Raw genomic sequence first — 25,140 nt, 5'->3', positions numbered from 1 at the left:
CCCCGCCCCTTCCCGAGACCCTCCGGGGGTGAAGGACCCTGGGGCTCTGCCCCAGACCCCGTTCGCGCCTGAAGGGCGCTCGTCCTCAAACGCCGGACGGGCTGAAATGCTCCGGGGCTGGCCAGCATGGACGCTGCTAGGGGCGCGGGGAACTGCGCAATCAGACCCGCAGCCCCCAGCGCCGCTCAGTCCACCAGGTCCCGAACCACCGCATCCGCCAGCAGCCGACCCCGCAGGGTCAGCACGGCCCGGCCCTCCGTGAAGGATGTCGCATCCAAGAGGCCCTCCTCCGCCGCGCGGCGGGCCGCCGTCAGGCCCGTCGGGTGCAGCAGGGTCAGCGGGCAGCCCTCGCGCAGGCGGAGTTCCAGGAGGATGCGTTCCACCCTGCGGTCCTCCGGAGACAGCACCTCCCGCCCCGCGCCGGGGGAGCGGCCGGACGCCAGGGCCGCCGCGTACGCGCCCGGGTGCTTCACGTTCCACCACCGCACCCCGCCCACGTGGCTGTGCGCGCCGGGACCCGCCCCCCACCAGTCCGCCCCGCGCCAGTACAGCTCGTTGTGCAGGCAGCGGCCGGCGGGCGCCGTGGCCCAGTTCGAGACCTCGTACCAGGAGTAGCCCGCAGCGCCCAGGACCTCGTCCGCGATCAGGTACCGGTCCGCGTGCTCGTCGTCGTCCGTCATCGGCACCTCGCCGCGCCGGATGCGGCGGGCGAGCTGCGTGCCCTCCTCGACGATCAGGGCGTACGCGCTGATGTGGTCGGGGCCCGCGCCGACGGCCGCGTCGAGCGAGGCCCGCCAGTCCTCGTCGCTCTCGCCCGGCGTCCCGTAGATCAGGTCCAGGTTGACGTGGTCGAAGCCCGCCGCGCGGGCCTCCGCGACGCACGCCTCCGGCCGGCCCGGCGTGTGCGTACGGTCGAGGACCTTCAGGACGTGCTGCCGGGCGCTCTGCATGCCGAAGGAGACCCGGTTGAAGCCGCCGGCCCGCAGCTCCGCGAGGTACTCGGGGTTCACCGACTCCGGGTTCGCCTCGGTCGTGATCTCCGCGTCCTCGGCCAGGCCGAACTCGTCCCGCACCGCCGCCAGCATGCGCACCAGGTCGGCCGCCGCGAGCAGTGTGGGCGTGCCGCCGCCCACGAACACCGTCCGCACCGGGCGGGGGTCCTCGCCGAGGACCTTCCGGGCCAGGCGGACCTCCTCGACGACCATGTCCGCGTAGTTGTCGCGGGAGGCGAGGACGCCGCCCTTGCCCACCAGCTCGCTCGCCGTGTACGTGTTGAAATCGCAGTAGCCGCAGCGCGTCGCGCAGTACGGAACGTGCAGGTAGAAGCCGAGCGGCCGCTCCCCGGCGCCTTCCAGGGCAGCGCGGGGCAGCGACCCGTCCTCGGGCATGGGCTCACCATCGGGCAGTACGGAAGGCATGCCCCCATTGTCCGCCACCCCCGCCATTGCCTTGACCCACCCCGACCCTGAGATCGTTCTCCATCGCGGACGGCCTGGAGATGCCCGCACGGGCACCCCGCCAAGAACAGCCCTGTCAGGGGCGCGGGGAACTGCGCGACCAGCCACCCACGGTCCACACCCCAATGACGACCCCACCCCAGCAGAGCCGCACCCCACCGGCCCCCAAAGAACGCCGCACTGTTCACGTCCCCCCTCTCCCTCCCGGCCCCGCCCGTACGCCATCGTGTCCCGCGGAACAGCCACACCCTCAACCCATCGAAGGGCATCCGGCCCCAACCACCCGAAGGGCAACCGCACATGATGATCCGTCAGCGAACTCTTCTCGTCTCCGGCAGCCTCGCCGCCGCCTCCGTGCTCGCCCTGTCCGGGACGGCGAGCGCCGCCGTCGTCAAGCTCAGCCAGTCCGCGGCCGCCTCCCAGCTGTCGGCGGCGGGCGTGACCCACTCCTCCAGCGGCGGCTGCACCACCCGTTCCAACTCCACCTGCACCTCGTACGAGCAGATCAACCAGGCCACCGTCGACGGGCTCAGGACGCTCAAGTCCGCGAGCAAGTGCGCGATCAACGTCACCGGCGGCACCGAGGTGGGTCACGCGGCCGGCACGTACAGCCACTACAACGGCTACAAGGCCGACATCTCGCGCAACAGCTGCATCGACTCCTACGTCACCAACAGCTTCACGCACATCGCCACCCGTAGCGACGGCGCCACCCGCTGGCGCTCCTCGGCCGGCAACGTCTACGCCAACGAGGGCACCCACTGGGACATCACCTACTGCGGCGGCGACGCCTCCTGCACCGCCGCCGCCAGCGCCTGAGAGCAAGAGAGAGATGGGTCCGGCCCGCCCGGCGCCGGCGGGCGGGCCGGGTCAGTTCGCCCGGAGGACGAGGAGCGCGAGATCGTCCGCGGGCGGGGCCTCGCCGAAGTCGTACACCGCCTGCTTGATCCGGCCGGCCACCCCGGAGGCGGTCAGGCCGACGCAGCCGGACAGTTCCGTGGCGAGCCCGTCGGCGTCGTCGAACATGCGCGGGCCCGAGCGCCGCTCGGTCACCCCGTCGGTCACGCACAGCAGGGTGTCGCCCGAGGTCAGGCGCAGGCTCTCGCTCTCGTAGCGGGCGCCCTCGACCACGCCGAGCAGGACCTGCGGGACGGCGGCCGCCCGGACCGAGCCGTCGGGCCGAAGGAGCAGGGGCAGCGGGTGTCCGGCGCTGGCCAGGGTGCAGCGCACTCCCCGGGCGTCCGGCACGAGCTCTCCGTACAGGAGGGAGAGGAAGCGGGCCTGCGGGCCTTCGGCCTCCCCCACGGGCTCGGCGGTCGCGAGGCGGACCGCCGCCTCGGCCGCCTCGGTGGCGTCGTCGACGAGCAGCTGGTTGAGCCGGTCGAGCACCTCGTGCACCGCGTACCCCTCGCGGGCGAGCAGCCGCAGCCAGGGCCGGGCGAGGCCGGTCACCACGGCGGCCTCGGGGCCGCTGCCCTGGACGTCGCCGAGCGCGAAGCACCAGCGTCCGTCGGCGCCGGGGAAGACGTCGTAGAAGTCGCCGCCCGCCAGCGCCTCGTTGCTCGGCTCGTAGACGAAGGCACTGTCGATGCCGGGGATCTCGGCGACCCGGGTGGGCAGCAGGCCGCGCTGGAGCACCCTGCTGATGGTCGCCTGCCGGGTGTACTGGCGGGCCGCGCCGATCGCGAGGGCCACCCGGCGCAGGAAGTCCTCGATCAGGCCGGTGACCTCGTCGGGGATGCGCGACAGGCCGGCCCGGCCGAGCAGCAGCACGCCCACTTCGCTGCCGCCCGCGACCAGGCGGTAGGCGAGCGCCGCGCCGTCCGCGCCGAGCTCGGGCGTGCGGGGCCAGGGCATCGGCACCGGGCCGCCGCGGGCGGAGGCGGGCAGCCGGGGCGGCTCCTTCTCCACGGCGGCCCGCAGCGGCTCCATGGCGGCTTCCTTCGCGTGCCAGACCCGGGCCAGGCGGGGCGCGGCGAGCGGGCCGCCCGCGTCCTCGTCGAGCCAGATCGCGCACCAGTCGGCGAGCCGGGGCACCAGGAGCTGGCCGGCCAGGGCCGCGATCATGTCCTCGTCGAACTGACCGGCCAGGAGGTCGGAGGCCTCGGCGAGGAAGGAGAGGGCGCCCCGGTTGACCCAGTCGCGGTCGTGCCGGCGCGGGGTGCGGTGCGGGGCCGGGGCGAGGATCTCGGCGGCGCGCAGGCCGCGTTGGAGGAGCTCGTCCCGGAGGCCGCCGGGCGGCTCGGGCGGCTCGTCGGCGTCCACGGTGAGACGGGCCCAGACGGTCTTGAGCCCGCTGCGGTAGGTGATACCCCAGCATTCGGCGAGGGCGGCGACGACGTGCAGGCCGCGCCCGTACTCGTACGCCGCGTGCTCGTCCCGGGCCCGGTGCGGCTCGCTGCGTACCGCACGGGAGGGATGGTGGTCGGAGACTTCGATGACGAGGGCCGCCGGTTCCTGGCCGTCGCCGCTCTCCAGACGGCACAGCACGTCGACGGTGGTGCCCGCGTGGACGACCGCGTTGGTGACCAGCTCGTTGACGAGGATCGTCGCGTCGTACGTGAACTGGTCGGAGAATTCCGGTAGTTGACCTGACACCGGAGGGCCGAGCCCGGCCCAGTCGGCGAGCGCGGCCCGTATGAATCGCCGGGCGGCGCAGGGGGCGAGCGGGTTGCCGGGCAGGCTGGTGCGGGCGGTCGGGCAGGCGCCGGGTTTCGCCGCGGCGGACCGTACCTGTGCCGCCTCGGCCGGGTCGTAGGAGGTCGGGGAATACGGGCGGTTCATGCTCCCCCGCTGCGCTGGAAAGGGTCCCACGGTGCGGCTCCTGACCGTTCTCGCGAATGCGCCGCTCACGACACCGACAGAGTGACAGACTGAGCGGGCCCATTAGCTCCGAGTCACCGAAGTGGGCCTGCATGAACAAAGACAGTGCTATGCCACCGGACGAGGGCGGCTGGGTCCGCGCCTCGGAGCTCCGTCCCCTCATCGCGGCGATGACGGCCCTGCGCGACGGCGACTTCCGGGTGCGGCTCCAGGAGGTCCACGAGGGGGTGCCGGCCGAGCTGGCCGCGCTCTTCAACCAAGTGGCCGTGCGCAATCAGCACTTCACCGACGAGCTGATGCGGGTGCGCCGCGAGGTGGTCCGGCACGGGCGGCTCGACGAGCGGCTCGCGGCCAGCCCCGGGCAGGGCACCTGGACCGCCGGCATCGGCCATGCGAACACCCTGCTCGACGCCCTGGTGGTGCCGGCGGCGAACGCGACGCGGGTCCTCGACGCGGTGGCGGGCGGCGATCTGACCCAGCGCGTCGATCTGCACGACGGCAACCGGCAGCTGCGCGGCGATCTGCGCCGGCTCGGCCGGGCGGTCAACAAGATGGTCGACCAGCTGTCGCTGTTCACCGGCGAGGTGACCCGGGTCGCGCGCGAGGTGGGCACCGAGGGGCGGCTCGGCGGGCGCGCCAAGGTGCAGGGCCTGAGCGGGAGTTGGCGCGATGTCACCGAGGCCGTGAACACCATGGCTTCGCGCCTGACCGCGCAGGTCCGCGACATCGCGGCGGTGACCACGGCGGTGGCCCGCGGCGATCTGACCCGTACGGTCACGGTCGAGGCGACCGGCGAGCTGCTCGAACTGAAGCTGACCGTCAACACGATGGTGGACCAGCTGTCCGCCTTCGCCGATGAGGTCACGCGCGTGGCCCGCGAGGTCGGCACCGAGGGTCAGCTGGGCGGCCGGGCACAGGTGCGGGGCGTGTCCGGGGTCTGGAAGGACCTCACCGACAACGTCAACTTCATGGCGTCCAACCTGACGTCCCAAGTGCGCAACATCGCCCAGGTCACCACCGCCGTCGCCAACGGCGACCTGTCCCAGAAGATCACCGTCGACGCGCAGGGCGAGATCCTGGAGCTCAAGTCGACCATCAACACCATGGTGGACCAGCTGTCCGCCTTCGCCGACGAAGTCACCCGCGTCGCCCGCGAGGTCGGCACGGAAGGCAACCTCGGCGGGCGCGCCCAGGTGCGCGGGGTGTCCGGGGTCTGGAAGGACCTCACCGAGAACGTCAACTTCATGGCGGACAACCTGACCTCGCAGGTACGCAACATCGCCCTCGTGTCGACCGCCGTCGCCCAGGGCGACCTCGGCAAGAAGATCACGGTGGAGGCGAAGGGCGAGATCCTGGAGCTCAAGTCGACCATCAACACCATGGTCGACCAGCTCTCCGCCTTCGCCGACGAAGTCACCCGCGTCGCCCGCGAGGTCGGCACGGAAGGCAACCTCGGCGGTCAGGCGCAGGTGCGGGGCGTGTCCGGGGTCTGGAAGGACCTCACCGACAACGTCAACTTCATGGCGTCCAACCTGACGTCCCAGGTACGCAACATCGCCCAGGTCACCACCGCCGTCGCCAACGGCGACCTGTCGAAGAAGATCACCGTCGATGCCCGGGGCGAGATCCTGGAGCTGAAGGACACCGTCAACACGATGGTGGAGCAGCTGCGCGCCTTCGCCGACGAGGTCACCCGCGTGGCCCGCGAGGTCGGCACGGACGGCCGGCTCGGCGGGCGCGCCCAGGTGCTCGGCGTGTCCGGCGTGTGGAAGGACCTCACCGACAACGTCAACTACATGGCGGACAACCTGACGTCCCAGGTACGCAACATCGCCCAGGTCGCCACGGCGGTGGCCCAGGGCGACCTGTCGAAGAAGATCGACGTGGACGCGCGCGGCGAGATCCTGGAGCTGAAGACCACCATCAACACCATGGTGGACACGCTGTCCTCGTTCTCCTCCGAGGTCACCCGGGTGGCCCGCGAGGTGGGCTCCGAGGGCCAGCTCGGCGGCCAGGCGCGGGTCGAGGGCGTGTACGGGACGTGGAAGCGCCTGACGACCAACGTCAACGAGCTCGCCCTGAACCTCACCACCCAGGTCCGCGCGATCGCCGAGGTCGCCTCGGCCGTCGCCCAGGGCGACATGTCCCGCTCGATCACCGTGGAGACCCGGGGCGAGGTCTCCGAGCTGAAGGACAACATCAACCTGATGGTGTCCAACCTGCGCGAGACGACCCGGGCCAAGGACTGGCTGGAGTCCAACCTGGCGCGCCTGGCCGGGCTCATGCAGGGCCACCGCGACCTGATGGAGGTCGCCGACCTGATCCTGCGCGAGCTGACCCCGCTGGTGAACGCCCAGTACGGCGCGTTCTTCCTGGCGGACCCGGACGGCGACGGCACCCCGTCCCGTACCACCAGCACCTCCAAGGGGCTCGCCTTCATCGCCGGGTACGGCTCCGCGCAGGGCGCGACCGTGGACACGACCGGCATGCCGGGCCACGGCCTGGTCCGGCAGGCGGCCCTGGAGAAGAAGCGGATCCTGCTCGAAGAGGCCCCGCCGGACTACATCAAGATCAACTCGGGGCTCGGCGAGGCCTCGCCCGCCAGCGTCGTCATCATCCCGATCCTCTTCGAGGACAAGCTGCTCGGCGTGATCGAGCTGGCCTCCTTCTCCCGCTTCTCCGATGTCCACCTGGCCTTCTTCGACCAGTTCGTGAACACCATCGGCGTCGCGATCAACACCATCATCGCCAACTCCCGCACCGAGTCGCTCCTGAGCGAGTCCCAGCGGCTCGCCGTCCAGCTCCAGGAGCGCTCGGACGAACTCCAGCGCCAGCAGGCCGAGTTGCAGCGATCCAACGCCGAACTGGAGGAAAAGGCCGCCCTGTTGGCGACCAGCTCCCAGTACAAGTCGGAGTTCCTGGCGAACATGTCGCACGAGCTGCGCACCCCGCTCAACTCTCTGCTCATCCTCGCCCGGCTGCTCTCCGACAACCCGGACGCCCATCTGTCCGACCAGGAAGTGCAGTTCGCCACGACGATCCACCGCTCGGGCTCCGACCTCCTCCAGCTGATCAACGACATCCTGGACCTGTCGAAGATCGAGGCGGGCCGCATGGACGTACGCCCCAAGAAGCTCCCCCTCATCAAGGTCCTCGACTACGTCCACGCCACCTTCCGCCCCATCACGCTCGACCGCGGCCTCGCCTTCGACGTGGCGGTGGGCGAGGACGTGCCGCGCGAGATGTACTCCGACGAGCAGCGCCTCCAGCAGATCCTGCGCAACCTGCTGTCCAACGCGATCAAGTTCACCTCCTCGGGCCGCGTCGAACTGCGCGTCAGCCGCATCAAGGACCCGGAGAACGGGGTGCTGCACGGCGCAGACGACCTGATCGCCTTCGCCGTACGGGACACCGGCATCGGCATCGCGCCGGAGAAGCTCCCGGTGATCTTCGAGGCGTTCCAGCAGGCCGACGGCACCACCAACCGCAAGTACGGCGGCACCGGCCTCGGCCTGTCCATCAGCCGCGAGATCGCCGGGCTGCTCGGCGGGCGCATCATCGCCGAGAGCGAGCCGGGCCGCGGCTCCACCTTCACCCTGTACGTCCCCGTCCTCTACCCGGGTCACGTGCCCAGCGAGGCCGAGCAGCAGGGCCCCGAGCTCACCCTCGACACCTCCGACCGGCTCTCCGACGAGCACCTGCTGCTGCCCGACCAGGACGACGGCTGGCCCACCGCCAACAAGCTGGAGGAGTGGAAGCGGGGCCGGCCCGGTCAAGTCCTGCCCGGGCGACGGGTGTTGATCGTCGACGACGACATCCGCAACGTGTTCGCGCTCACCCATGTGCTCGGCCGGGTCGGCATGCCGGTCCTGTACGCGGAGAACGGGCGGGAGGGCATCGAGACCCTGGAGCGCAACCCCGACATCGAGCTCATCCTGATGGACATCATGATGCCCGAGATGGACGGCTACGAGACGATCGAGGCGATCCGGCGCAGCCCGCTGTGGACCGATCTGCCGATCGTCGCGCTCACCGCGAAGGCGATGCCCGGCGACCGGGAGAAGTCGATCGCCCAGGGCGCCAACGAGTACGTACCCAAGCCCGTGGACGTGGACCTGCTCCTCGGTGTCGTCTGCGCCCTGCTGGACCCGGAGGGCCAGCGGGAGGAGGCTGACGGCATCATCCCGTCCTTCCTGGAGCAGCCGAGCGACTCCGGGGAGTCCGCGGCCGCACCACCGAGCGCGTAAGGCGATCTGGCATGAGCACAGAGACACCACCCGGAGAGAGGGCGAGCATCCTCCTCGTCGACGACATGGAGGACAACCTGATCGCCCTGGAGGCCGTTCTCGGCTCCCTCAACGAGCCGCTGGTCAGGGCGCGTTCGGGTGAGGAGGCGATGAAGGCTTTGCTGCGGCGGAAGTTCGCGGTGGTGCTGCTCGACGTGCGGATGCCCGGCATGGACGGCTTCGAGACGGCGTCCAACATCAAGCGGCTCGACCAGACGAAGGACGTGCCGATCATCTTCCTGACCGGCACGGACGGCGACAACGGCTACGCGTTCCGCGGGTACGCCACGGGCGCGGCGGACTTCCTGACCAAGCCCTTCGACCCCTGGGTGCTGCGCGCCAAGGTAAACGTTTTCCTCGAACTGCACCGCAAGAACCGGCAGTTGGAGCGGATGCTGGCGGACGAGCAGAAGCAGCTCGACCTGATCGCCGAGCGGCTCGGCGCGATCGAGGACGAGCTGGCTCGGGGCGGGCTCGCCGAAGTGCCGGAGCTGGGCCACCAGATGGCTCGCCTGGAGGACGCCCTGCGGGCCCTCAGACGGGCCCGCAGCATTACGTGAACCGAACGGTCAGGCCTCGCGGGAGCCCGCGTACATCTCGTCGATCAGGGCTCGGTACTGGCGCTCGACGACCGGCCGCTTCAGCTTGAGGCTGGGCGTCAGCTCGCCGTGCTCCACATCGAGATCGCGCGGGAGCAGCCGGAACTTCTTGATCGTCTGCCAGCGCTGGAGGCCCTCGTTGAGGCGCTTGACGTAGCCGTCGACCAGCTCCACCGTCCTCGGGTCCGCCACGATCTCTGCGTACGTGCCCTGGATGCCCTGCTCCTTGGCCCAGCCGAGGATGGTGGGCTCGTCGAGGGAGATCAGCGCGGTGCAGAAGTTCCGGTCGGCGCCGTGCACCAGGATGTTGGAGACGAACGGGCAGACCGCCTTGAACTGGCCCTCGACCTCGGCGGGCGCGATGTACTTGCCGCCCGACGTCTTGATCAGGTCCTTCTTGCGGTCGGTGATGCGCAGGTAGCCGTCGGCGGACAGCTCGCCGATGTCGCCGGTGTGGAACCAGCCGTCGGACTCCAGGACCTCGGCGGTCTTCTCGGGCAGCCCGTGGTAGCCCTGCATGATGCCGGGGCCGCGCAGCAGGATCTCGCCGTCGTCCGCGATCCGCACCTCGGTGCCGGGCAGCGGCTTGCCCACGGTGCCGGTGCGGTAGGCCTCGCCCGGGTTGACGAAGGAGGCGGCCGAGGACTCGGTGAGGCCGTAGCCCTCCAGGATGTGGATGCCGGCGCCGGCGAAGAAGAAGCCGATCTCGGGCGCGAGCGCGGCCGAGCCGGAGACACAGGCCCGCAGCCGGCCGCCGAACGCCTCGCGGATCTTGCTGTAGACGAGCGCGTCGGCGACCTTGTGCTTGGCCGAGAGTGCGAAGGGCGCGCCGGGCCGGCCGGTGCGGCGGAAGGTGTCCTGGCTGGCCTTCGCGTACTCGCGGGCCACCCCGGCCGCCCACTGGAAGATCTTGTACTTGGCCCCGCCGCCCTCGCGGGCCTTGCCCGCGACGCCGTTGTAGACCTTCTCGAAGATGCGGGGCACCGCGGCCATGTAGGTCGGCTGGACGACCGGCAGATTCTCGATGATCTTGTCGATGCGGCCGTCGACGGCGGTCACGTGCCCGACCTCGATCTGGCCCGAGGTGAGCACCTTGCCGAAGACGTGCGCGAGCGGCAGCCACAGGTACTGCACGTCCTCGCCGGTCACGAGGCCGGTCGCGGCGATCGCCTTGGCCATGTACGACCAGTTGTCGTGCGGCAGCCGTACGCCCTTGGGCTTGCCGGTGGTGCCGGAGGTGTAGATGAGGGTGGCGAGCTGGTCGGCGGTGATGGCCGCGATCCGCTCCCTGACCGCCTCGGGGCTCTTCTCCAGGAGGGCGGCGCCGCGCGCCTCAAGCTCGGCGAGGCTGAGCACCCAGCCCTCCGGGTCGCCCTCGGCCGCCTCCGCGCCGGCCGGGTCGATGACCACGACGTGCCGCAGGTTCGGCAGCTCGGCGCGGCGCTCGCGGGCCTTGGCCAGCTGGGCCGCGTCCTCGGCGATCAGGACCCGGCTCTCGGAGTCGGCCAGGATGAACGCCGACTCCTCGGCGTTGGTGGAGGGGTAGATCGTGGTCGTGGCGGCGCCCGCGCACATCACCCCGAGGTCGGCCAGGATCCACTCGACGCGGGTGGCGGAGGCGAGCGCGACCCGCTCCTCGCCGCGCACCCCGAGGTCGGCCAGGCCCGCGGCGATCGCGTAGACCCGCTCGGCGGCCTGGGCCCAGCTGAGCGACTTCCACTCGTCGGGGGCCTGCCCCGCACCCGGTACGGGGTAGCGGTAGGCCTCCGCGTCGGGCGTGGCGTCCACGCGCTGGACGAAGAGGGTCGCCACGGACGGCGGCCGATTCTCGATCAAGGTCTGTGTGTCGCTCACGACGTCCTCCGGGCTGGCCTGCGGCAAGGCTGCGCGACTGGTTGGTTCTCCGGGTGCTCTGGCTGTCCGACGCTTGTTTAACTGGCGAGTAACCATCGGGCCGTGATCAGAGTAGAGCGCCGTCGCCCGGCGCGTAAGAGGCAACGGAGAGTGGTTTCATAACGAACGGACCCCCGCGCGAAGGCGCGGGGGTCCGTTGTGGCGGTGGTGCGAAGAGCCGGTGATCGAGGGCGTACTACTTCTTCTTGCCGCCCGACTCGTCGCTGGAGAGCACCGCGATGAAGGCCTCCTGGGGGACCTCCACGGAGCCCACCATCTTCATCCGCTTCTTGCCCTCCTTCTGCTTTTCGAGCAGCTTCCGCTTACGGGAGATGTCGCCGCCGTAGCACTTGGCGAGGACGTCCTTGCGGATGGCGCGGATCGTCTCGCGGGCGATGACCCGGGAGCCGATGGCTGCCTGGATGGGCACCTCGAAGGCCTGGCGCGGGATGAGCTCGCGCAGCTTGCCGACGAGCCGCACGCCGTAGGCGTACGCCGCGTCCTTGTGGCAGACGGCGGAGAAGGCGTCGACCTTGTCGCCGTGCAGCAGGATGTCGACCTTGACCAGGCTGGCGGCCTGCTCGCCGGTGGGCTCGTAGTCGAGCGAGGCGTAGCCGCGCGTCTTGGACTTCAGCTGGTCGAAGAAGTCGAAGACGATCTCCGCGAGCGGCAGGGTGTAGCGGATCTCGACCCGGTCCTCGGAGAGGTAGTCCATGCCGAGCAGGGTGCCGCGGCGGGTCTGGCACAGCTCCATGATCGAGCCGATGAACTCCGACGGGGCGAGGATCGTGGCCCGCACGACCGGCTCGTACACGTCCGAGATCTTGCCCTCGGGGAACTCGCTCGGGTTGGTGACCGTGACCTCCTTGCCGTCCTCAAGGACGACCCGGTAGACCACGTTCGGCGCGGTCGCGATCAGGTCGAGGTTGAACTCGCGCTCCAGGCGCTCGCGGATCACGTCCAGGTGCAGCAGGCCGAGGAAGCCGACGCGGAAGCCGAAGCCGAGCGCCGCGGAGGTCTCCGGCTCGTACACCAGGGCGGCGTCGTTGAGCTGGAGCTTGTCGAGGGCCTCGCGCAGGTCCGGGTAGTCCGAGCCGTCCAGCGGATACAGACCGGAGAAGACCATCGGCTTCGGGTCCTTGTAGCCGCCGAGCGCTTCGGTGGCGCCGTTGTGCAGGCTGGTGATGGTGTCACCGACCTTGGACTGACGGACGTCCTTCACGCCGGTGATGATGTAGCCCACCTCGCCGACGCCGATGCCGTCGGCCGGGGTCATCTCGGGGGACGAGACGCCGATCTCAAGGAGCTCGTGGGTGGCGCCGGTCGACATCATGCGGATGCGCTCGCGCTTGTTGAGCTGGCCGTCCACCACACGGACGTAGGTGACGACGCCTCGGTAGGAGTCGTACACCGAGTCGAAGATCATGGCGCGGGCGGGCGCGTCGGCGACGCCGACCGGGGCGGGCACGTCGCGGACCACGCGGTTCAGGAGCGCGTCCACGCCGACGCCGGTCTTCGCCGAGACCTTCAGCACGTCCTCCGGCTGGCAGCCGATGAGGTTGGCGAGCTCCTCGGAGAACTTCTCCGGCTGGGCGGCCGGCAGGTCGATCTTGTTGAGGACGGGAACGATGGTGAGCTCGTTCTCCATGGCCAGGTACAGGTTGGCCAGCGTCTGCGCCTCGATGCCCTGGGCAGCGTCGACAAGCAGGACGGTGCCCTCGCAGGCGGCCAGCGAGCGCGACACCTCGTACGTGAAGTCCACGTGGCCCGGGGTGTCGATCATGTTCAGGATGTGGGCCCGGCCCTGGTCGGGGCCTTCGGTGGGGGCCCACGGCAGCCGGACCGCCTGGCTCTTGATCGTGATGCCGCGCTCGCGCTCGATGTCCATGCGGTCGAGGTACTGGGAGCGCATCTGCCGCTGGTCGACCACGCCGGTCAGCTGGAGCATCCGGTCGGCAAGGGTCGACTTGCCGTGGTCGATGTGCGCGATGATGCAGAAGTTGCGGATCAGCGCCGGGTCGGTACGGCTCGGCTCGGGCACGTTGGGAGGAGTCGCGGGCACGCAGGGTCCTGATTCTTGAGGCCCGCGGTCAAATCGCGGCGCCTCGTCTCGGGTCGACGACGGTTCGATACGTAAGTAGCGCCTCTATGGTCCCACGCCTGCGGGCCTGTGCTCGGTTTGGGCTGGTCGGGGGGCGGCTGGTAACGTGGACAGCTGTGTCTCGTCACCCTTGTGGCGGCGGGGCCGACCTAAGATCGAATCATCGAACCTGCAAAGGCTCTTTCGTGGCGAACATCAAGTCCCAGATCAAGCGGAACAAGACGAACGAGAAGGCGCGCCTGCGCAACAAGTCCGTCAAGTCCTCCCTGCGCACCTTCATCCGCAAGGCCAACGAGGCTGTCGCCGCCGGCGACGTCGAGAAGGCCACGGCCGCGACCCGCGCCGCTTCGCGTCAGCTCGACAAGGCTGTCTCGAAGGGTGTCATCCACAAGAACGCCGCCGCCAACAAGAAGTCGGCGCTGGCGCACAAGGTGGCCGGCCTCCAGGGCTGAACACCCCGCTTCATCTGATCGACCCGCCCGACGGGACCAAGCGGCCCCTCTACCGCTCCCCGACGGCACCCCAGTGCCGCGCGCGGACGCGTTCGCCACGCGGGCGCGGCGCTAGCCATAAGTAACCCGAAGGCCCCGTTCCCTCCTTCCCCAGGAGGAAACGGGGCCTTCGTGCTGCCCGGGATCAGTGGTGGACGCGGCCGACCAGGTCGACGACCTCGCCGAGGAAGCCCTCGTCGAGCATGGTGGAGACGGCGGTGTCGCCCTCGTCGCGCAGTCCCGCGTCATGGCAGGCCACCCCGACCAGATAGCCGCCGTCGAGCTCGAAGGTGTCGAACGCCCACTCGCCGTGCGAGGCGGGCTCGCCCTGCGGGGTGAGCAGCGTGGTGGCCTCGGCGTCGAAGCCGAACTGGGTGAAGCCCATCCGCATGCCCTGCCCGAGCGCCTTGGTGTACGCCTCCTTCAGCGTCCAGGTGCGCACCAGGCGGCGCTGCCGTTCGGTCTCGTCGAGGGCGCCGAGCCAGCGGCGCTCGGCGGGGGTGCACAGGTGGCGCTGGACCGCGGAGTACTGGATGCGGCGGTCGGCGAGCTCGGTGTCGACGCCGACCCGGCCGCGCCGGTTCAGGCCCACCACCAGGAGGTCCCGGGTGTGGCTGAGGCTGACCTCGATCTGGTCGCAGCCGCGCAGATAGGGGCGCCCGCCCGCCTTGGAGGCGAGCTCGACGGTCTCGGGCGGGGTCTGCAGGGCGGCGCCGGCGGTGTACTTCACCAGGAGTCGGGAGGCGGCGAAGCGGTCGCGGGCCTCGGGGTCGGCGAGGTTGTTGAGGCGCTGCCAGTCGCGGGCGCCGAGCAGGGGGCGCAGCTGGGGGTCGGCGATGGCCGCGGGCAGCCAGTCCCGCCAGTTCGCGTGGACGACGACATGGCCGTGCCAGGCCATGGACTGCCGCACCCGGCTCCATGGGCTGTCCGGTCCCGGCATCAGAAGGGGTTCGGCGATGCCCGTCCTTGTGAGGGGGCTCATGGGGTACCTGCTTCCGCCAGAGGCGCGTCGTGAAGATCGAAACTGCGGCCGGCCCGAAAGCGCGCCAGCAGCTCCTCCGCGACCCGGTCGACGCAGTCCGGCGGCAGCGGAGGAAGGGTGAGGCCGAGCCTGCGCCCATAGCGGTGCAGGGCGAGCACCAGCCAGGCGGGGTCGGCGAGGAAGCCGGTGGTGTGCCGGTGGCGCTCCCACACGGCGAGGGCGGCGCCGGCCGCGACAAGGACGGAGTGCCGGTCGGCGAGGGCGGCGGTGGCGGGGCTCGCGAGCGCGGCCCGGTCGCCGGGCTCGATCAGGAGGCAGGCCTCGCGCACGGCGAGCAGGTCGGCGTGGAAGGCGGCGGCCATCGTCCGGAGCACTTCGCCGTACGGTCCGGTGGCCGCCGATCCGGCGAGGCGGGCGGCGGACGCGGTGAGGGAGGCGGCCAGGAAGTCCCCGCCGCCCGCGACTTCCAGGCCGCCGATGTCGAGGTGCGGTACGGGTTCGGTGCCGCGGAACAGGGCGGCGGGCGGTTCGGCCTCCTGGCCCCAGAAGTGCCGCGCGAGGATGGGGAGTTGGGGGATGACCACGGCCTGGCAGGAGGCGGTCCCGGCGTGGCCGAGCCCCGCGGCGGGCAGGTCGCGCAGGAGCTTGGTGAGCATGCCCTGATCGGTGTCGCGGCTGTAGCCGCCGGCCCCGAGCACGGTGGCGAGCTCCTCCAGGTCGTCCCTGAGCAGGTCCGGTACGAGGTACTTGAGTTCGGCGGCGGCCAGATGGGCCGCCCCGGGCAGCAGGGACAGGGCGCGCAGCACGGCGGTGGCCATGGCGTCGCCCGCGAGCAGATCGGCGAACACCCCGGCCAGGACGCCGCGTTGGCGCCTGCCGAGGGTTTCCCCGGTGAGCGCGGCTCGCACCGCGGCGCGCAGCACCGTGTCGACGGAGGCGATGACGGCGCCGGTGATGAGGGTGCGGTTGAGCTGGAACGTACGCAGGGAAAGGCGTACGCCCGCGCCCAGTTCGCCGACCAGTGCGTCGCCCGGCACCTCGCACGCGTCGAACTCGTACCCGGCGAAGCGGCAGCCGCGCATGCCCGTGGTCGGCTGTCGCTTGAGCAACTGGACGCCGTCCGGCGGGAGTTGGGCCGGGTCGAGCAGGAACACCGAGTGCGAGGCGGGTCCCGGCGCGGGGTCGGTGCGGACGTAGGCGACGACGGCGCCCGCGCGTTCGGCGTTGATGACGACGTCCTTGCGGCCGTCCAGGACGAAGCCGCCGGAGTACTCCATGGCGGTGAGTTCGCCGCGCAGCATGGCGGTGCCGTGGGCGAGCGAGCGGTGCACGATGGCCGCCCGGCCGCCCGCCACGAGCAGCCGGGCCACGCTCTCGCGCTGCCGCGGCGACCCGGCGGCGAACACCGGGGCCGCCGCGAACAGCGAGGTGATGCCGTAGCCGAAGGCGAGCGCGACGTCGCGGCGGAAGACCGGCCGGAGCATTCGCATCAGCTGGTCGGCGTCGCACAGCCGGCCGCCGAGCGCGAGGGGCACCAGCTCGGCGCCGAAGCCCTCCTGGTCGAGCAACTCCTCGGCAGCGCCCAGGAGTTCGCTGTCTCCGTCGGCTGCGAGCAGGGCCCTGAAGCCCAGCGGGTTGGCCGGGTCGCAGGGGTCACCGAAGCGGAATTCGAGCCGCTCGGCCCGGTGGCGTACGTCCGGGTCGGCGGCGGCCCGGACGGCGGCGATGGGCATGGACTCAGCCTCCTTCTGCGGCGTACGGGGGCGCCGACGCGTACAGCGGGCGCAGTTCGCCGCGCAGGTAGAGCTCGCGCATCAGCGAGCGGCGGACCTTGCCGCTGGTGGTGCGACGGACGGTGCCGGGGCGGACCAGGACGACGCCGCCGAGGGACGCGCCGAACTCCTGGTGCAGGCAGCCGCGGACGCGCTCGGCGAGGTCGGCGAGCTGGCCGCGGCTCCAGCCGGCGCCGCGGATCTCCTGGATGGCGACGATCTCCTCGCGCTCGGCGGGCGCGGAGAGCACCACGGCGGAGCCGAACGGGGCGCCGGACTGGGCGAGTTGGCGCTCGGCCTCCTGCGGGTGCAGGGTGCGGCCGTCGACGAGGAGGGCGTCCTTGATGCGGCCGGTGAGGTAGAGCTCGCCGTCGCGCAGCGCGCCGAGGTCGCCGGTGCGCAGGAAGCCGTACTCGCCCGAGGAGGTGGCGTGGCCGAAGACGGCGGCGGTCTCCAGGGGGCGGCGCCAGTAGCCGTCGGCGACGGCCTCGCCGCGCACCCAGATCTCGCCGACGGCTCCCTCGGGAAGGACGGCCGAGCTGTCCGGGTCGACGATGCGTACGGTGACGCCGCGCGCGGGTCCGCAGCCGGCCAGGGTGCGCACCGGGTGGCCCGGCACCGGCGGTCTCAGCTCGCCGTGTTCCAGGCCTTCGGCGGACACGGTGGCCGGGGCGGGCGGCAGCCCGTCGGCGAGGCTGACCAGGAGGGTGGCCTCGGCGAGCCCGTATCCGGCCGCGAGCGCGCCGGGGCGCAGGCCCGAGGCCGCGAAGCGGTGGGCGAAGGCGCTGAGGGTGACGGCGGAGACCGGCTCGGAGGCGTTGACGGCGGTGGTCAGCGCGCTCAGGTCCAGGTCCGCGAGGTCGTCGTCGCCGGCTTCGGCGAGGCAGCGGGCGTACGCGGAGTCGGGGGCTGCGGTGACGGTGACGCGGTGCCGGGCCACCTCGCGCAGCCAGCTCAGCGGGGAGGCGGCGAACAGGCGCTGGGGCATCAGGACGGCGGTGGCGCCCAGCCAGAGCGGGTGCAGCAACTGGCCGATCAGGCCGAGGTCGTGGTGGAGCGGGAGCCAGCCGCCGATGCGGGCGTCCTCGTCGGTGCCGAGCGCGGCGCGCAGGCTCTCCATGGTGGCGAGCAGGTTGGCGTGGGTGACCTGGACGCCGCGCGGGGCGGCGGTGGACCCGGAGGTGTACTGCAGGAGTGCGACATCGGTGCCGGTCGGGGCGGGCGGCTGCCAGTCGGCACCGTCGTCGGGCAGGCAGTCGACGGCCAGGCACACCACCGCGGAACGCCCGGCCTCCGCGAGGCGCCGGGAGAGTTCGGGGGCGTGCGCGGACTCGGTGAGCATGACGGCGGCGTCGGTCTCGGCGGCGATCGCGGCGGTACGTTCGGCGGCGGCCCGCGAGCTGTCCGGCGGCGGCACGGGCACGGCGACGGCGCCCGCGTACAGGCAGCCGACGAGGGCGGCGACGGTGTGCGGGCCGCCGTCCATCGAGATCAGGACGGGCGCGCCGGCCGCGCGGCGGCGCAGCAGCGCGGCCGCGACGGACCTGGCCCGTACGTCGAGTTCCCGGTAGGTGCGGTGGTCGGCGTTGCCCTCACCGTCCAGGCAGAGCAGAGCGGTCCGTGCGGCCCGGTCGGCGAACCGCGCCGCCAGTGCCCGCGTGAAGCTCTTGGCTGGGGTCATCCTCTGCTCCCTGGTGCTCGGACGGATGCTTCGTCCTCCTACTCTGTGCCTCGGCCCTCGACGGGTACTTGAAGATCAACTGTGTGGGGGCGGCCGGGCCGCTCATCCCCTGCGTCCGGGCACCTCGTTCAGCAGGTCCTGCAGGAGCAGGAGTTCCTGGCGGGTGAGCGGGACGTCGGGGCGCAGCCGCTCGGGGTGGCCCGGTGGCGGGCCGTCGTCGTCGGTGCGCAGCATCAGGCGGAACCCGCTGTCGAGCGAGCGCAGCCGGGCCCTGTTCCCGTCGGCGGCGGTCAGATACATGTCAACACCGCCATGCACCATGAGGGCTTCGCCCACGGGTCGCAGGCAGCGGCCGATGAAGCGGCGCCATGTGCCCTTGGGACGGCGGCGGGCGGAGCCGTCCCGTCCGTCCGGAACGTCCTGGTTCTTCCGGCGGGCCATGTCAGTGAACACCTTCCGAGCTGGGGTGTCCGTTCATGTTCACGTCACCTCTCCCTTCCCCCTGGCCGCCGGACGGCGCCTGGGTGGAGGGAGGATGGGAGCGACCACTTGAGCCGTGGTCGGGTTCTGGCTGAAAGGCGCGGGTGCGGAACCGCTCGTACCGGTCCTGAAACGGCATGTGCCGGATTAGTCTCAGCCCCGGGTCTTGGCCCCGGCCTATTGCATAATCCTTAGCAACCGACCCATGATCCAGCACAACGGGGGGCACCATGGTGCGAGTTCTGATTGCCGAAGACATGCATATGCTGCGCAAGGCATTGGTGTCACTCATTGAACTGGAGTCCGACCTGGAAGTGGTCGCCGAGTTGTCGTCCGGTACGGACATCGTGCCGACCGCGATGGCCATGCGGCCGGATGTCGCCGTTCTCGACATCGACCTGCCCGGCACCGACGGGATCACCGCCGCCGCCGGGCTGCACACCGCGGTACCGGAGTGCCGCACGCTCATCCTGACCAGCCTCGGCAGACCTGGGAACCTCAGACGGGCGCTGGCCGCCCACGTCTCCGGTTTCCTTCCCAAGGACTCCGATCCCGACAGTCTCTGCGCCGCGATCCGCCAGGTGGCGGCGGGCGAGCGGGTCATCGACCCGCAGTTGGCGCTCGCCACGCTCGACTCCGGCCCCTCGCCGCTCACCGACCGCGAGCGGGAAGTGCTCCAGCTCGCCTCGGAGGGCATGGAGGCCGGCCAGATCGCGTCCCGCCTCCACCTCTCCTCCGGCACCGTTCGCAACTATCTGACCTCGGCCGTCAGCAAGCTCAACGCGCGTAACCGGGTCGATGCCATCCGTATCGCCCGCGAGGCGGGCTGGCTGCACTCGGTCTGAGCACCGGGCCGGAGCTGCCGCATCAGCCCCGGCCGAAACGTTCCTGCCGCCCCTGGTCTCAGGCGGCGAGGAGTTCGACGTCGGCCCTGAGCTCGAACCGGCCGTCGGGCCTCGGCCCGGCCGTGAGCCGGCCGTTGACCGCCTCGACGCGCGTCGTCAGATTCCCGATCCCGCTGCCGCCGCCAAGGCGTGAGGCGAGCGAGGGATCGCCGCTCCGGTCCGCCCCGTCGTTGACGAGGCTCAGCCGCACCGCGCCGGCCGTCCGCTCGGCGGTGATCTCGCAGCACTCCGGTCTGCTGTGCCGCAGCATGTTGGTCAGGCCCTCGCGCACGAGTGTGGCGAGCACGGTCTCCACGTCGCCGGGCAGTTCACCGCAGTCGAGCCGGACGGTGGCGTGGATGCCGGCCCCGGCGAGCATGGCCATGGCGTGCTCGGCCTCGGCGCTCAGACACATCCGCCGGCTTCCGCCCGCCACGGTGCGCACATCGGCGAGCGCCTCGTGGACGATGCCGAGCACCTCGGTCAGCTCGCGCCGCGCCTGCACCGGCCGGGTCGGCGCGAGCCGCCGTACCAGCTCGCACTTCAGCGTGATCGCGGACAGGCTGAAGCCGAGCAGATCGTGCAGGTCACGGGCGAACCGGAGGCGTTCCGTCGTCACCGCGAGGCGGGCGATCTCGGCGCGGGAGCGGTGGAGTTCGGAGGCGAGCTGGGCCATCCTGGTCAGGCCGAACACGACGACGGCGCAGATCGGCGTGTACGCGGTCTCGAAGATCACGTCCTGCGTCGAGACGCCCACCGCGTACTGCGCGGCATCGCTCGCCACGGTGACCAGGACCAGTACCGGCCAGGCGGCCACCGCGGGCAGGGCGAGCAGCACCGATCCGGCAAGGAAGCCGGGGATCCCGGCCCAGGCCTTGCCGAACACCAGGAACGGCACGAACTGGAGCAGCGCCTGCGCCCCCAGCGCCCCGTACCGCAGGCGGCCCTTCCAGCTCGGCCCCCAGGCGAAACGCCGGTGGAAGGACTCGGCGAGCTGGAGCGCGAGGCAGCCGAGCAGGCAGAGCTCGACGGCGGGCAGCCCGTGCGCGTACGGCGCGTACGACCAGCCCTCGGCCGAGTACGACAGGAAGTAGCCGACAAGGACGGCGAGGGTGATCGCGCCCGCTGCCCGGGGCATCATGTCGGTGTGGCCCGGGCGCGCCGCCCTGCTCCGGTCGCCGGTGGCCGAGGTACGCCGCCGCGGCCTCGGCGCCTGCGCGTCCTGCCGGAGCGGGACGACCGCGCGCAACCGGAACCAGCCGCGCCCGTCGGCGCCGTGGGTGAGGGTGCCGCCTAGTTCACGCAGCCGGGAGTCGAGCGCGGCGAGGCCACTGCCCGGGTCCGGCTTGGCCGTGCGGCCGCGGCCGGCACCGTCGTTGCCGAGCACCAGGACGGCGACGCCACCGCCGCACTCGGTGGTGATCACGCAGCGCTCGGCCTTGCTGTGCCGCAGCATGTTCGTCAGGCCCTCGCCGAGCGCGGTGGCGAGGACGGTGTCCACGGGGGCGGGCAGCTCGCCGCAGCGGTGGCGCACGGTGGTGTCGATGCCCGCCGCCGACAGCATCGAGACGGCGGCGTTCGCCTCGTCCGACAGGGACATCTGGCGGTAGCCGCGGCTCACCGAACGCACATCGGCGAGCGCCTTGCGCGAGGTGCGCAGCACTTCGCCGACCTCGTCGTACGCCTTCTCGGGCGCGTCCGCGAGCAGCCGGTACGCGAGTTCGCACTTGAGGGAGATCGCGGAGAGGCTGAGCCCGAGCACCTCGTGCAGATCGCGGGCGAACCGTAACCGCTCCCCCGCCACCGCAAGGCGGGACAGTTCCTCGCGCGACGCGTGCAGCCGGTCGATCATGTCGGACATCCGCGAGAGCCCGATGACGACCAGCGGAATCAGCACCGCCTCGATGGCCCCGTACACGAAGTCCCCGGCGTCGAAGCCGAAGTGGCCGAACAGCGCGAGCTCCCCGGCGACCGCGCAGGCGAACAGCGGCCAGCCGAGCGCCGCCGGAAGGACGAGCACCGCGGAAGCCGCGAAGAACTCCGTCATCCCGCCCCACGCGGCCCCGAACGCGATGATCGGCAGATAGGCGAGCAGGCCTTGGAGTACCCAGGTCGCATACCGGTAGCGGCCGAGCCGCAGGATGAACCCCGGGAAGGAATGGACCAGTTGGAGCCCCATGATCGCGGCGAACCCGATCACGGCGGCCACGGCGTGCCACACCGGCGGGTGTTCACCCCAGACGTGACTGCCGTCGATCACGAAGAAGCCGAGCAGCACCCCTGCGGTGATGGCGATCGCGGTACGCCGCGGCAACGCCCGCCCGGCGGCGCGGCCCGCCGGGTTCCGGGCCACCGGTTCTCGGGCCGCCAGATTCCGGTCCGCCGGATTCCGGTCCACCGGTTTCCGGCCCGCTCGGCCGACTGCATCGGTCCTCAAGTGTCCCCCGTGAGCTTGCTTCTTTGGTTGTTGGCTGTTGGCTGTTCGTGGTTCGTGGTTCGTGCCGTGTGATGCGTCTGTTGATGGTGCGTGCGTGCCGTGCCGTCGTTCAGGCGGCCGCAGTGACGAGTTCGACTTCGGCCTTCAGCTCGAACCAGCCGTCGGGCCGGGCCCCCGCCTCCAGGCGGCCGTTCACCGCGTTGACCCGCGTGGTCAGATTGCCGATCCCGCTACCGCCGTCGACCTTCGAGTCAAGACCCGGGGCGGCACACCCGTCCACCCCGTCGTTGACGAGCGTGAGCCGCACGCCGCCTGCGGTGCGCTCCGCCGTGATCTCGCAGTGGGCGGCCTTGCTGTGCCGCAGCATGTTGGTCAGCCCCTCCCGCAGCATCGTCGCGAGCACCGTCTCCACGTCGCCGGGCAGCTCACCGCAGTCCGTATCCACGGTCGCCCTGATACCCACCCCGGCCAGCATCGCAGTGGCGTTCTCCGCCTCCGCGGTCAAACTCATGCGCTGGCGCCCATCGGCCACCGTCCGCACATCGGCCAATGCCTGGCGCGCAATCTGCAGCACCTCAGTCAACTCCGCCTGCGCCTGCACCGGCCGACTCTGCGCAAGGCGACGCACCAACTCACACTTCAGCGTGATCGCCGACAGACTGAACCCGAGCAGATCATGCAGATCACGAGCGAAGCGGAGACGCTCCGTCGTCACCGCCAGACGGGCGATCTCCGCGCGGGAACGGTGCAGTTCGGAGGCCAGCTGCGCCATGCGGGACAGGCCGAAAACGACCAGGGCGCAGATGGCGGTGTACGCCGTTTCGTAGATGAGATCCGTGAGAGTCCCGTCAACCTGGCGGAAGACGATGTCGGTGAGCACCGTCAGAGCAGTGACCAGCCCCCAGCCTGCAGCCGTCGGCAGCATGAGGAGCGCCGAGCCGGCGACGAAGCCGGGCATTCCCAGCCAGGTCGGGCCGAGGAAGAACCAGGGCACGCATTGAAGCAGCAGCATTCCAGCGAGGGCGCCGTGGCTCAGCAGGCGTGGGTGGCGGGTCGACCAGGCGAATCGCCATTGGAAGGAGACAGCGAGCTGGATCACGAAAGTTGCGAATATGAGGAGTTCTGTCACCACGGCCTTGGCGAACGGCGGCTGGTAGGACATGGCGATCAGGGAATACGCGAAGAAATAACCCACCAGGACCGCGAGTGTGATCGCTGCGGCGGCCCGGGGCACCAGATCCCGGTGGCCGTGGGGTTGCACCGGCGATTGTTCGGCGTCATCCGTGTCGGAGACGGTCACGAGGTCCGAGCCCCGATCCCCTCCGGCTCGGTCTGGCAGCGGCACGACGGCTTCGAGGCGGAACCAGCCCTGGTCGTCGGAGCCGTGGCCGAGGGTGCCGCCGAGCTTCTTGATGCGACAGTCGAGCGCGGCGAGGCCTCCGTCCGTACCGCCCTTGGGGAGCCTTGCACGGCCGATGCCGTCGTTGGCCAGCGTCAGGACGGCGCCGGCGCCCACGCGCTCGGCCCGGATCTCGCACTTCTCGGCCTTGCTGTGCCGCAGCATGTTGGTCAGACCCTCACGCAGCGCGGTCGCGAGGACGGTGTCCACCGCTGCGGGCAGTTGGCCGACCTCGAACTTCAGCGTCGTGCGGATGCCCGCCGCGGACAGCATCGACACTGCCGCTTCGGCCTCGCCGGACAGCGACATCTCCCGATAGCCCCGGCTGACCGAACGCACATCGGCGAGCGCCTTGCGGGAGGTGCGCAGCACTTCACCGAGTTCCTCGTTCGCCTTGGCCGGCGCGTCCGCGAGCAGCCGGTAGGCAAGCTCACACTTGAGGGAGATCGCCGACAAGCTAAAGCCGAGGACGTCATGCAAGTCGCGGGCGAAGCGCAGTCGTTCACCCGCGACCGCGAGTCGCGACAACTCCTCGCGGGAACGGTGCAACTTCACGATCATGTCGGACATCCGCGACAGCCCGATGACGATCAGCGGGATCAGCGCGCCTTCGACGACGTTGTAGAGCACGGTGTTGGTATCGCGCCCGCTGTACAGACCCCAGCAGGTAAGCACTCCGGCGCCGAAGAGCGGCCAGCCGATCACCGCCGGGAAGATCAGGACCGAGGAGGCGGTCAGGAACTCCGTCATCCCGCCCCACGCGAAACCGAACAGGGCAAGGGGGGCGTAGGCCAGGACCGCCTGGAGGCTCCAGGTCGCGTACCGATAGCGGTAGACGCTGGGAAGTAGCTGCGGAAAGGAGTGGGTGAGTTGCAGACCCAGGATCGCGACGAAGCCGAGCAGGGCCACGATGCGTTCCCACCATGGCGGATTCTCGGCCCAGATGAAGACGGCGTCGATCACGAAAAAACCGAGGAGTGCGGCCGCGGTCACGGCTATTGCCTTACGCGGTGGAAGCACCACGCTGCCGACGTCCGCGGATATTCCTTCCGTACGGTCGACTACTTCTGCTTTCAACTGTCCCCCATGGTTCGTGGCACCCGGTCAGAAGCACCTCTCCGGTCCGGATCATAGGTAATCCGGAGGCCGAATCTGTAGTGCTCGACCGGTTCTCACAGCCGGGCGGCACCGTTGAGATCCACCGCGGAGAGCATTCCGGCGGCGACCGCGTAGGCGCGGGCGGCCTGGACGACGGTCCCCGGAAGCGGAACGTCCAGCGGTGACCGAAAATCGCCCTTCCCTCCCTGCAGGTGGAGCAGCAGCCGCGGAGCGTCGGGGCCGTGCAGCTCGATGCGGTGGTCGCAGCCCTCGTACGAGAGCACGGGATCGTGTCCGGGCCTGCGCAGCACCGCTTCCTTCGGCACGCGGAGTTCACCTCCGGGGGCGACCGGCGGCGGGTGGAACGACGCCCGCGGTGAGAGCGGGATCACGCTCAGGAGCGGCGAGGCGCCGATCGCGAGGTGGCGCACGATCACGTGCTGGAGCGGGGCCAGGGCGTCGAGCAGTTCCCGCGAGGCCTCGTTCCACTCGTCCTCGGGCACGTCGTAGCCGGGAAAGCCGGGCACCACATTGGCGAGCGACACGGGCCCCAGCTGCATCCGGCGCAGGGCCTCGCACAGCAGCGACCCCGGACGTTCCAGACGCAGTTCCCCCCACGGCGTGCGCAGCACGGTGCTCTGGCCGAACAGCACCGTGACGTCCTCGCGCAGCGACCAGAACTCACCGAGTTCACGGGCCGCGAGGCGGTCGATACGCATGAGAGGGGGTCCTTCCACCGGCAGGGTGTGGTTCGCGT

Annotated in this window: 16 protein-coding genes; 5 read left to right on the top strand and 11 right to left on the bottom strand. The window is 71.0% G+C overall.

Translation table 11 applies throughout. The features are described 5' to 3' along the window. Window positions 1–185 precede the first annotated feature (185 nt). Window positions 186–1,418, bottom strand: a complete 1,233-nt coding sequence (gene hemW, locus OHA17_RS26845; protein WP_406508702.1) for a radical SAM family heme chaperone HemW — start codon at window positions 1,416–1,418, stop codon at window positions 186–188. A 339-nt stretch (window positions 1,419–1,757) separates the two neighbouring features. Here hemW and OHA17_RS26840 point away from each other — a divergent pair, with 339 nt between their 5' ends. Further along, window positions 1,758–2,276, top strand: a complete 519-nt coding sequence (locus tag OHA17_RS26840) for a hypothetical protein (protein WP_406508701.1) — start codon at window positions 1,758–1,760, stop codon at window positions 2,274–2,276. 51 nt (window positions 2,277–2,327) lie between these two features. Here the strand turns inward: OHA17_RS26840 and OHA17_RS26835 are convergent, their stop codons facing one another. After that, complete coding sequence (locus tag OHA17_RS26835) at window positions 2,328–4,241, bottom strand: SpoIIE family protein phosphatase (RefSeq protein WP_406508700.1); 1,914 nt, start codon at window positions 4,239–4,241, stop codon at window positions 2,328–2,330. Between the two features lie 209 nt (window positions 4,242–4,450). Between OHA17_RS26835 and OHA17_RS26830 the strand changes: the two genes are divergently transcribed. Then, window positions 4,451–8,527 carry a HAMP domain-containing protein gene (locus OHA17_RS26830; protein WP_406510821.1) on the top strand — a complete coding sequence of 1,359 codons (4,077 nt, stop codon included), beginning with the start codon at window positions 4,451–4,453 and terminating at the stop codon, window positions 8,525–8,527. 11 nt (window positions 8,528–8,538) lie between these two features. Next, window positions 8,539–9,126 carry a two-component system response regulator gene (locus OHA17_RS26825; protein ID WP_406508699.1) on the top strand — a complete coding sequence of 196 codons (588 nt, stop codon included), beginning with the start codon at window positions 8,539–8,541 and terminating at the stop codon, window positions 9,124–9,126. Window positions 9,127–9,135: 9 nt separating this feature from the next. Here OHA17_RS26825 and OHA17_RS26820 read toward each other — a convergent pair whose 3' ends face one another. Next, a complete protein-coding gene (locus OHA17_RS26820; protein WP_406508698.1) occupies window positions 9,136–11,019 on the bottom strand; it encodes an AMP-dependent synthetase/ligase in 1,884 nt (627 codons plus the stop codon). Window positions 11,020–11,254: 235 nt separating this feature from the next. Then, window positions 11,255–13,120 carry a translation elongation factor 4 gene (lepA, locus tag OHA17_RS26815; RefSeq protein ID WP_406508697.1) on the bottom strand — a complete coding sequence of 622 codons (1,866 nt, stop codon included), beginning with the start codon at window positions 13,118–13,120 and terminating at the stop codon, window positions 11,255–11,257. A 224-nt stretch (window positions 13,121–13,344) separates the two neighbouring features. On the opposite strand from lepA, the gene rpsT reads away from it, so the two are divergent. After that, a complete protein-coding gene (rpsT, locus tag OHA17_RS26810; RefSeq protein ID WP_053726104.1) occupies window positions 13,345–13,611 on the top strand; it encodes a 30S ribosomal protein S20 in 267 nt (88 codons plus the stop codon). 184 nt (window positions 13,612–13,795) lie between these two features. Here the strand turns inward: rpsT and OHA17_RS26805 are convergent, their stop codons facing one another. The 4 genes from OHA17_RS26805 to OHA17_RS26790 form a co-directional block, all read right to left on the bottom strand. After that, the gene (locus OHA17_RS26805; protein ID WP_398871717.1) at window positions 13,796–14,632 is read right to left on the bottom strand and encodes a 4'-phosphopantetheinyl transferase family protein; all 837 of its coding nucleotides are present in this window, start codon (window positions 14,630–14,632) and stop codon (window positions 13,796–13,798) included. Further along, on the bottom strand, window positions 14,629–16,365 hold the full coding sequence (locus OHA17_RS26800; RefSeq protein WP_406508696.1) for an acyl-CoA dehydrogenase: 1,737 nt from the start codon (window positions 16,363–16,365) through the stop codon (window positions 14,629–14,631). Before OHA17_RS26800 ends, OHA17_RS26805 begins: the two co-directional genes overlap by 4 nt. Before the next feature lie 4 nt (window positions 16,366–16,369). Next, the gene (locus tag OHA17_RS26795; RefSeq protein ID WP_406508695.1) at window positions 16,370–18,085 is read right to left on the bottom strand and encodes an AMP-binding protein; all 1,716 of its coding nucleotides are present in this window, start codon (window positions 18,083–18,085) and stop codon (window positions 16,370–16,372) included. A gap of 102 nt (window positions 18,086–18,187) precedes the next feature. Next, the gene (locus tag OHA17_RS26790) at window positions 18,188–18,526 is read right to left on the bottom strand and encodes a DUF6059 family protein (RefSeq protein WP_053726108.1); all 339 of its coding nucleotides are present in this window, start codon (window positions 18,524–18,526) and stop codon (window positions 18,188–18,190) included. A gap of 269 nt (window positions 18,527–18,795) precedes the next feature. Between OHA17_RS26790 and OHA17_RS26785 the strand changes: the two genes are divergently transcribed. Beyond that, window positions 18,796–19,410, top strand: a complete 615-nt coding sequence (locus OHA17_RS26785) for a DNA-binding response regulator (protein WP_406508694.1) — start codon at window positions 18,796–18,798, stop codon at window positions 19,408–19,410. A gap of 58 nt (window positions 19,411–19,468) precedes the next feature. Here the strand turns inward: OHA17_RS26785 and OHA17_RS26780 are convergent, their stop codons facing one another. The 3 genes from OHA17_RS26780 to OHA17_RS26770 all read right to left on the bottom strand — a co-directional run bounded on the left by OHA17_RS26780 (window position 19,469) and on the right by OHA17_RS26770 (window position 25,102). After that, complete coding sequence (locus tag OHA17_RS26780) at window positions 19,469–21,802, bottom strand: sensor histidine kinase (protein ID WP_406508693.1); 2,334 nt, start codon at window positions 21,800–21,802, stop codon at window positions 19,469–19,471. Between the two features lie 193 nt (window positions 21,803–21,995). Continuing rightward, window positions 21,996–24,278: a sensor histidine kinase gene (locus OHA17_RS26775; protein ID WP_406508692.1), complete on the bottom strand. Its 2,283-nt coding sequence runs from the start codon at window positions 24,276–24,278 to the stop codon at window positions 21,996–21,998. Window positions 24,279–24,457: 179 nt separating this feature from the next. After that, window positions 24,458–25,102 (bottom strand): hypothetical protein, encoded by a 645-nt coding sequence (locus tag OHA17_RS26770; protein WP_406508691.1) that lies wholly within the window; start codon window positions 25,100–25,102, stop codon window positions 24,458–24,460. Window positions 25,103–25,140 lie beyond the last annotated feature (38 nt).

Source organism: Streptomyces sp. NBC_00212, from assembly GCF_045206365.1.
In the GTDB taxonomy this organism is placed as follows: Bacteria; Actinomycetota; Actinomycetes; order Streptomycetales; family Streptomycetaceae; genus Streptomyces.
This window is presented reverse-complemented; position numbering and strand designations above follow the sequence as displayed.

What these genes read in the sequence shown, in the direction of transcription:
- OHA17_RS26835 (WP_406508700.1), bottom strand. Translation starts at nt 4,241, where the DNA reads ATGAACCGCCCGTATTCCCCGACCTCCTACGACCCGGCCGAGGCGGCA.
- OHA17_RS26770 (WP_406508691.1), bottom strand. Translation starts at nt 25,102, where the DNA reads ATGCGTATCGACCGCCTCGCGGCCCGTGAACTCGGTGAGTTCTGGTCG.
- OHA17_RS26830 (WP_406510821.1), top strand. Translation starts at nt 4,451, where the DNA reads ATGACGGCCCTGCGCGACGGCGACTTCCGGGTGCGGCTCCAGGAGGTC.
- OHA17_RS26785 (WP_406508694.1), top strand. Translation starts at nt 18,796, where the DNA reads ATGGTGCGAGTTCTGATTGCCGAAGACATGCATATGCTGCGCAAGGCA.
- OHA17_RS26825 (WP_406508699.1), top strand. Translation starts at nt 8,539, where the DNA reads ATGAGCACAGAGACACCACCCGGAGAGAGGGCGAGCATCCTCCTCGTC.
- OHA17_RS26800 (WP_406508696.1), bottom strand. Translation starts at nt 16,365, where the DNA reads ATGCCCATCGCCGCCGTCCGGGCCGCCGCCGACCCGGACGTACGCCAC.
- hemW (WP_406508702.1), bottom strand. Translation starts at nt 1,418, where the DNA reads ATGCCTTCCGTACTGCCCGATGGTGAGCCCATGCCCGAGGACGGGTCG.
- OHA17_RS26840 (WP_406508701.1), top strand. Translation starts at nt 1,758, where the DNA reads ATGATGATCCGTCAGCGAACTCTTCTCGTCTCCGGCAGCCTCGCCGCC.
- OHA17_RS26805 (WP_398871717.1), bottom strand. Translation starts at nt 14,632, where the DNA reads ATGAGCCCCCTCACAAGGACGGGCATCGCCGAACCCCTTCTGATGCCG.
- OHA17_RS26790 (WP_053726108.1), bottom strand. Translation starts at nt 18,526, where the DNA reads ATGGCCCGCCGGAAGAACCAGGACGTTCCGGACGGACGGGACGGCTCC.
- OHA17_RS26795 (WP_406508695.1), bottom strand. Translation starts at nt 18,085, where the DNA reads ATGACCCCAGCCAAGAGCTTCACGCGGGCACTGGCGGCGCGGTTCGCC.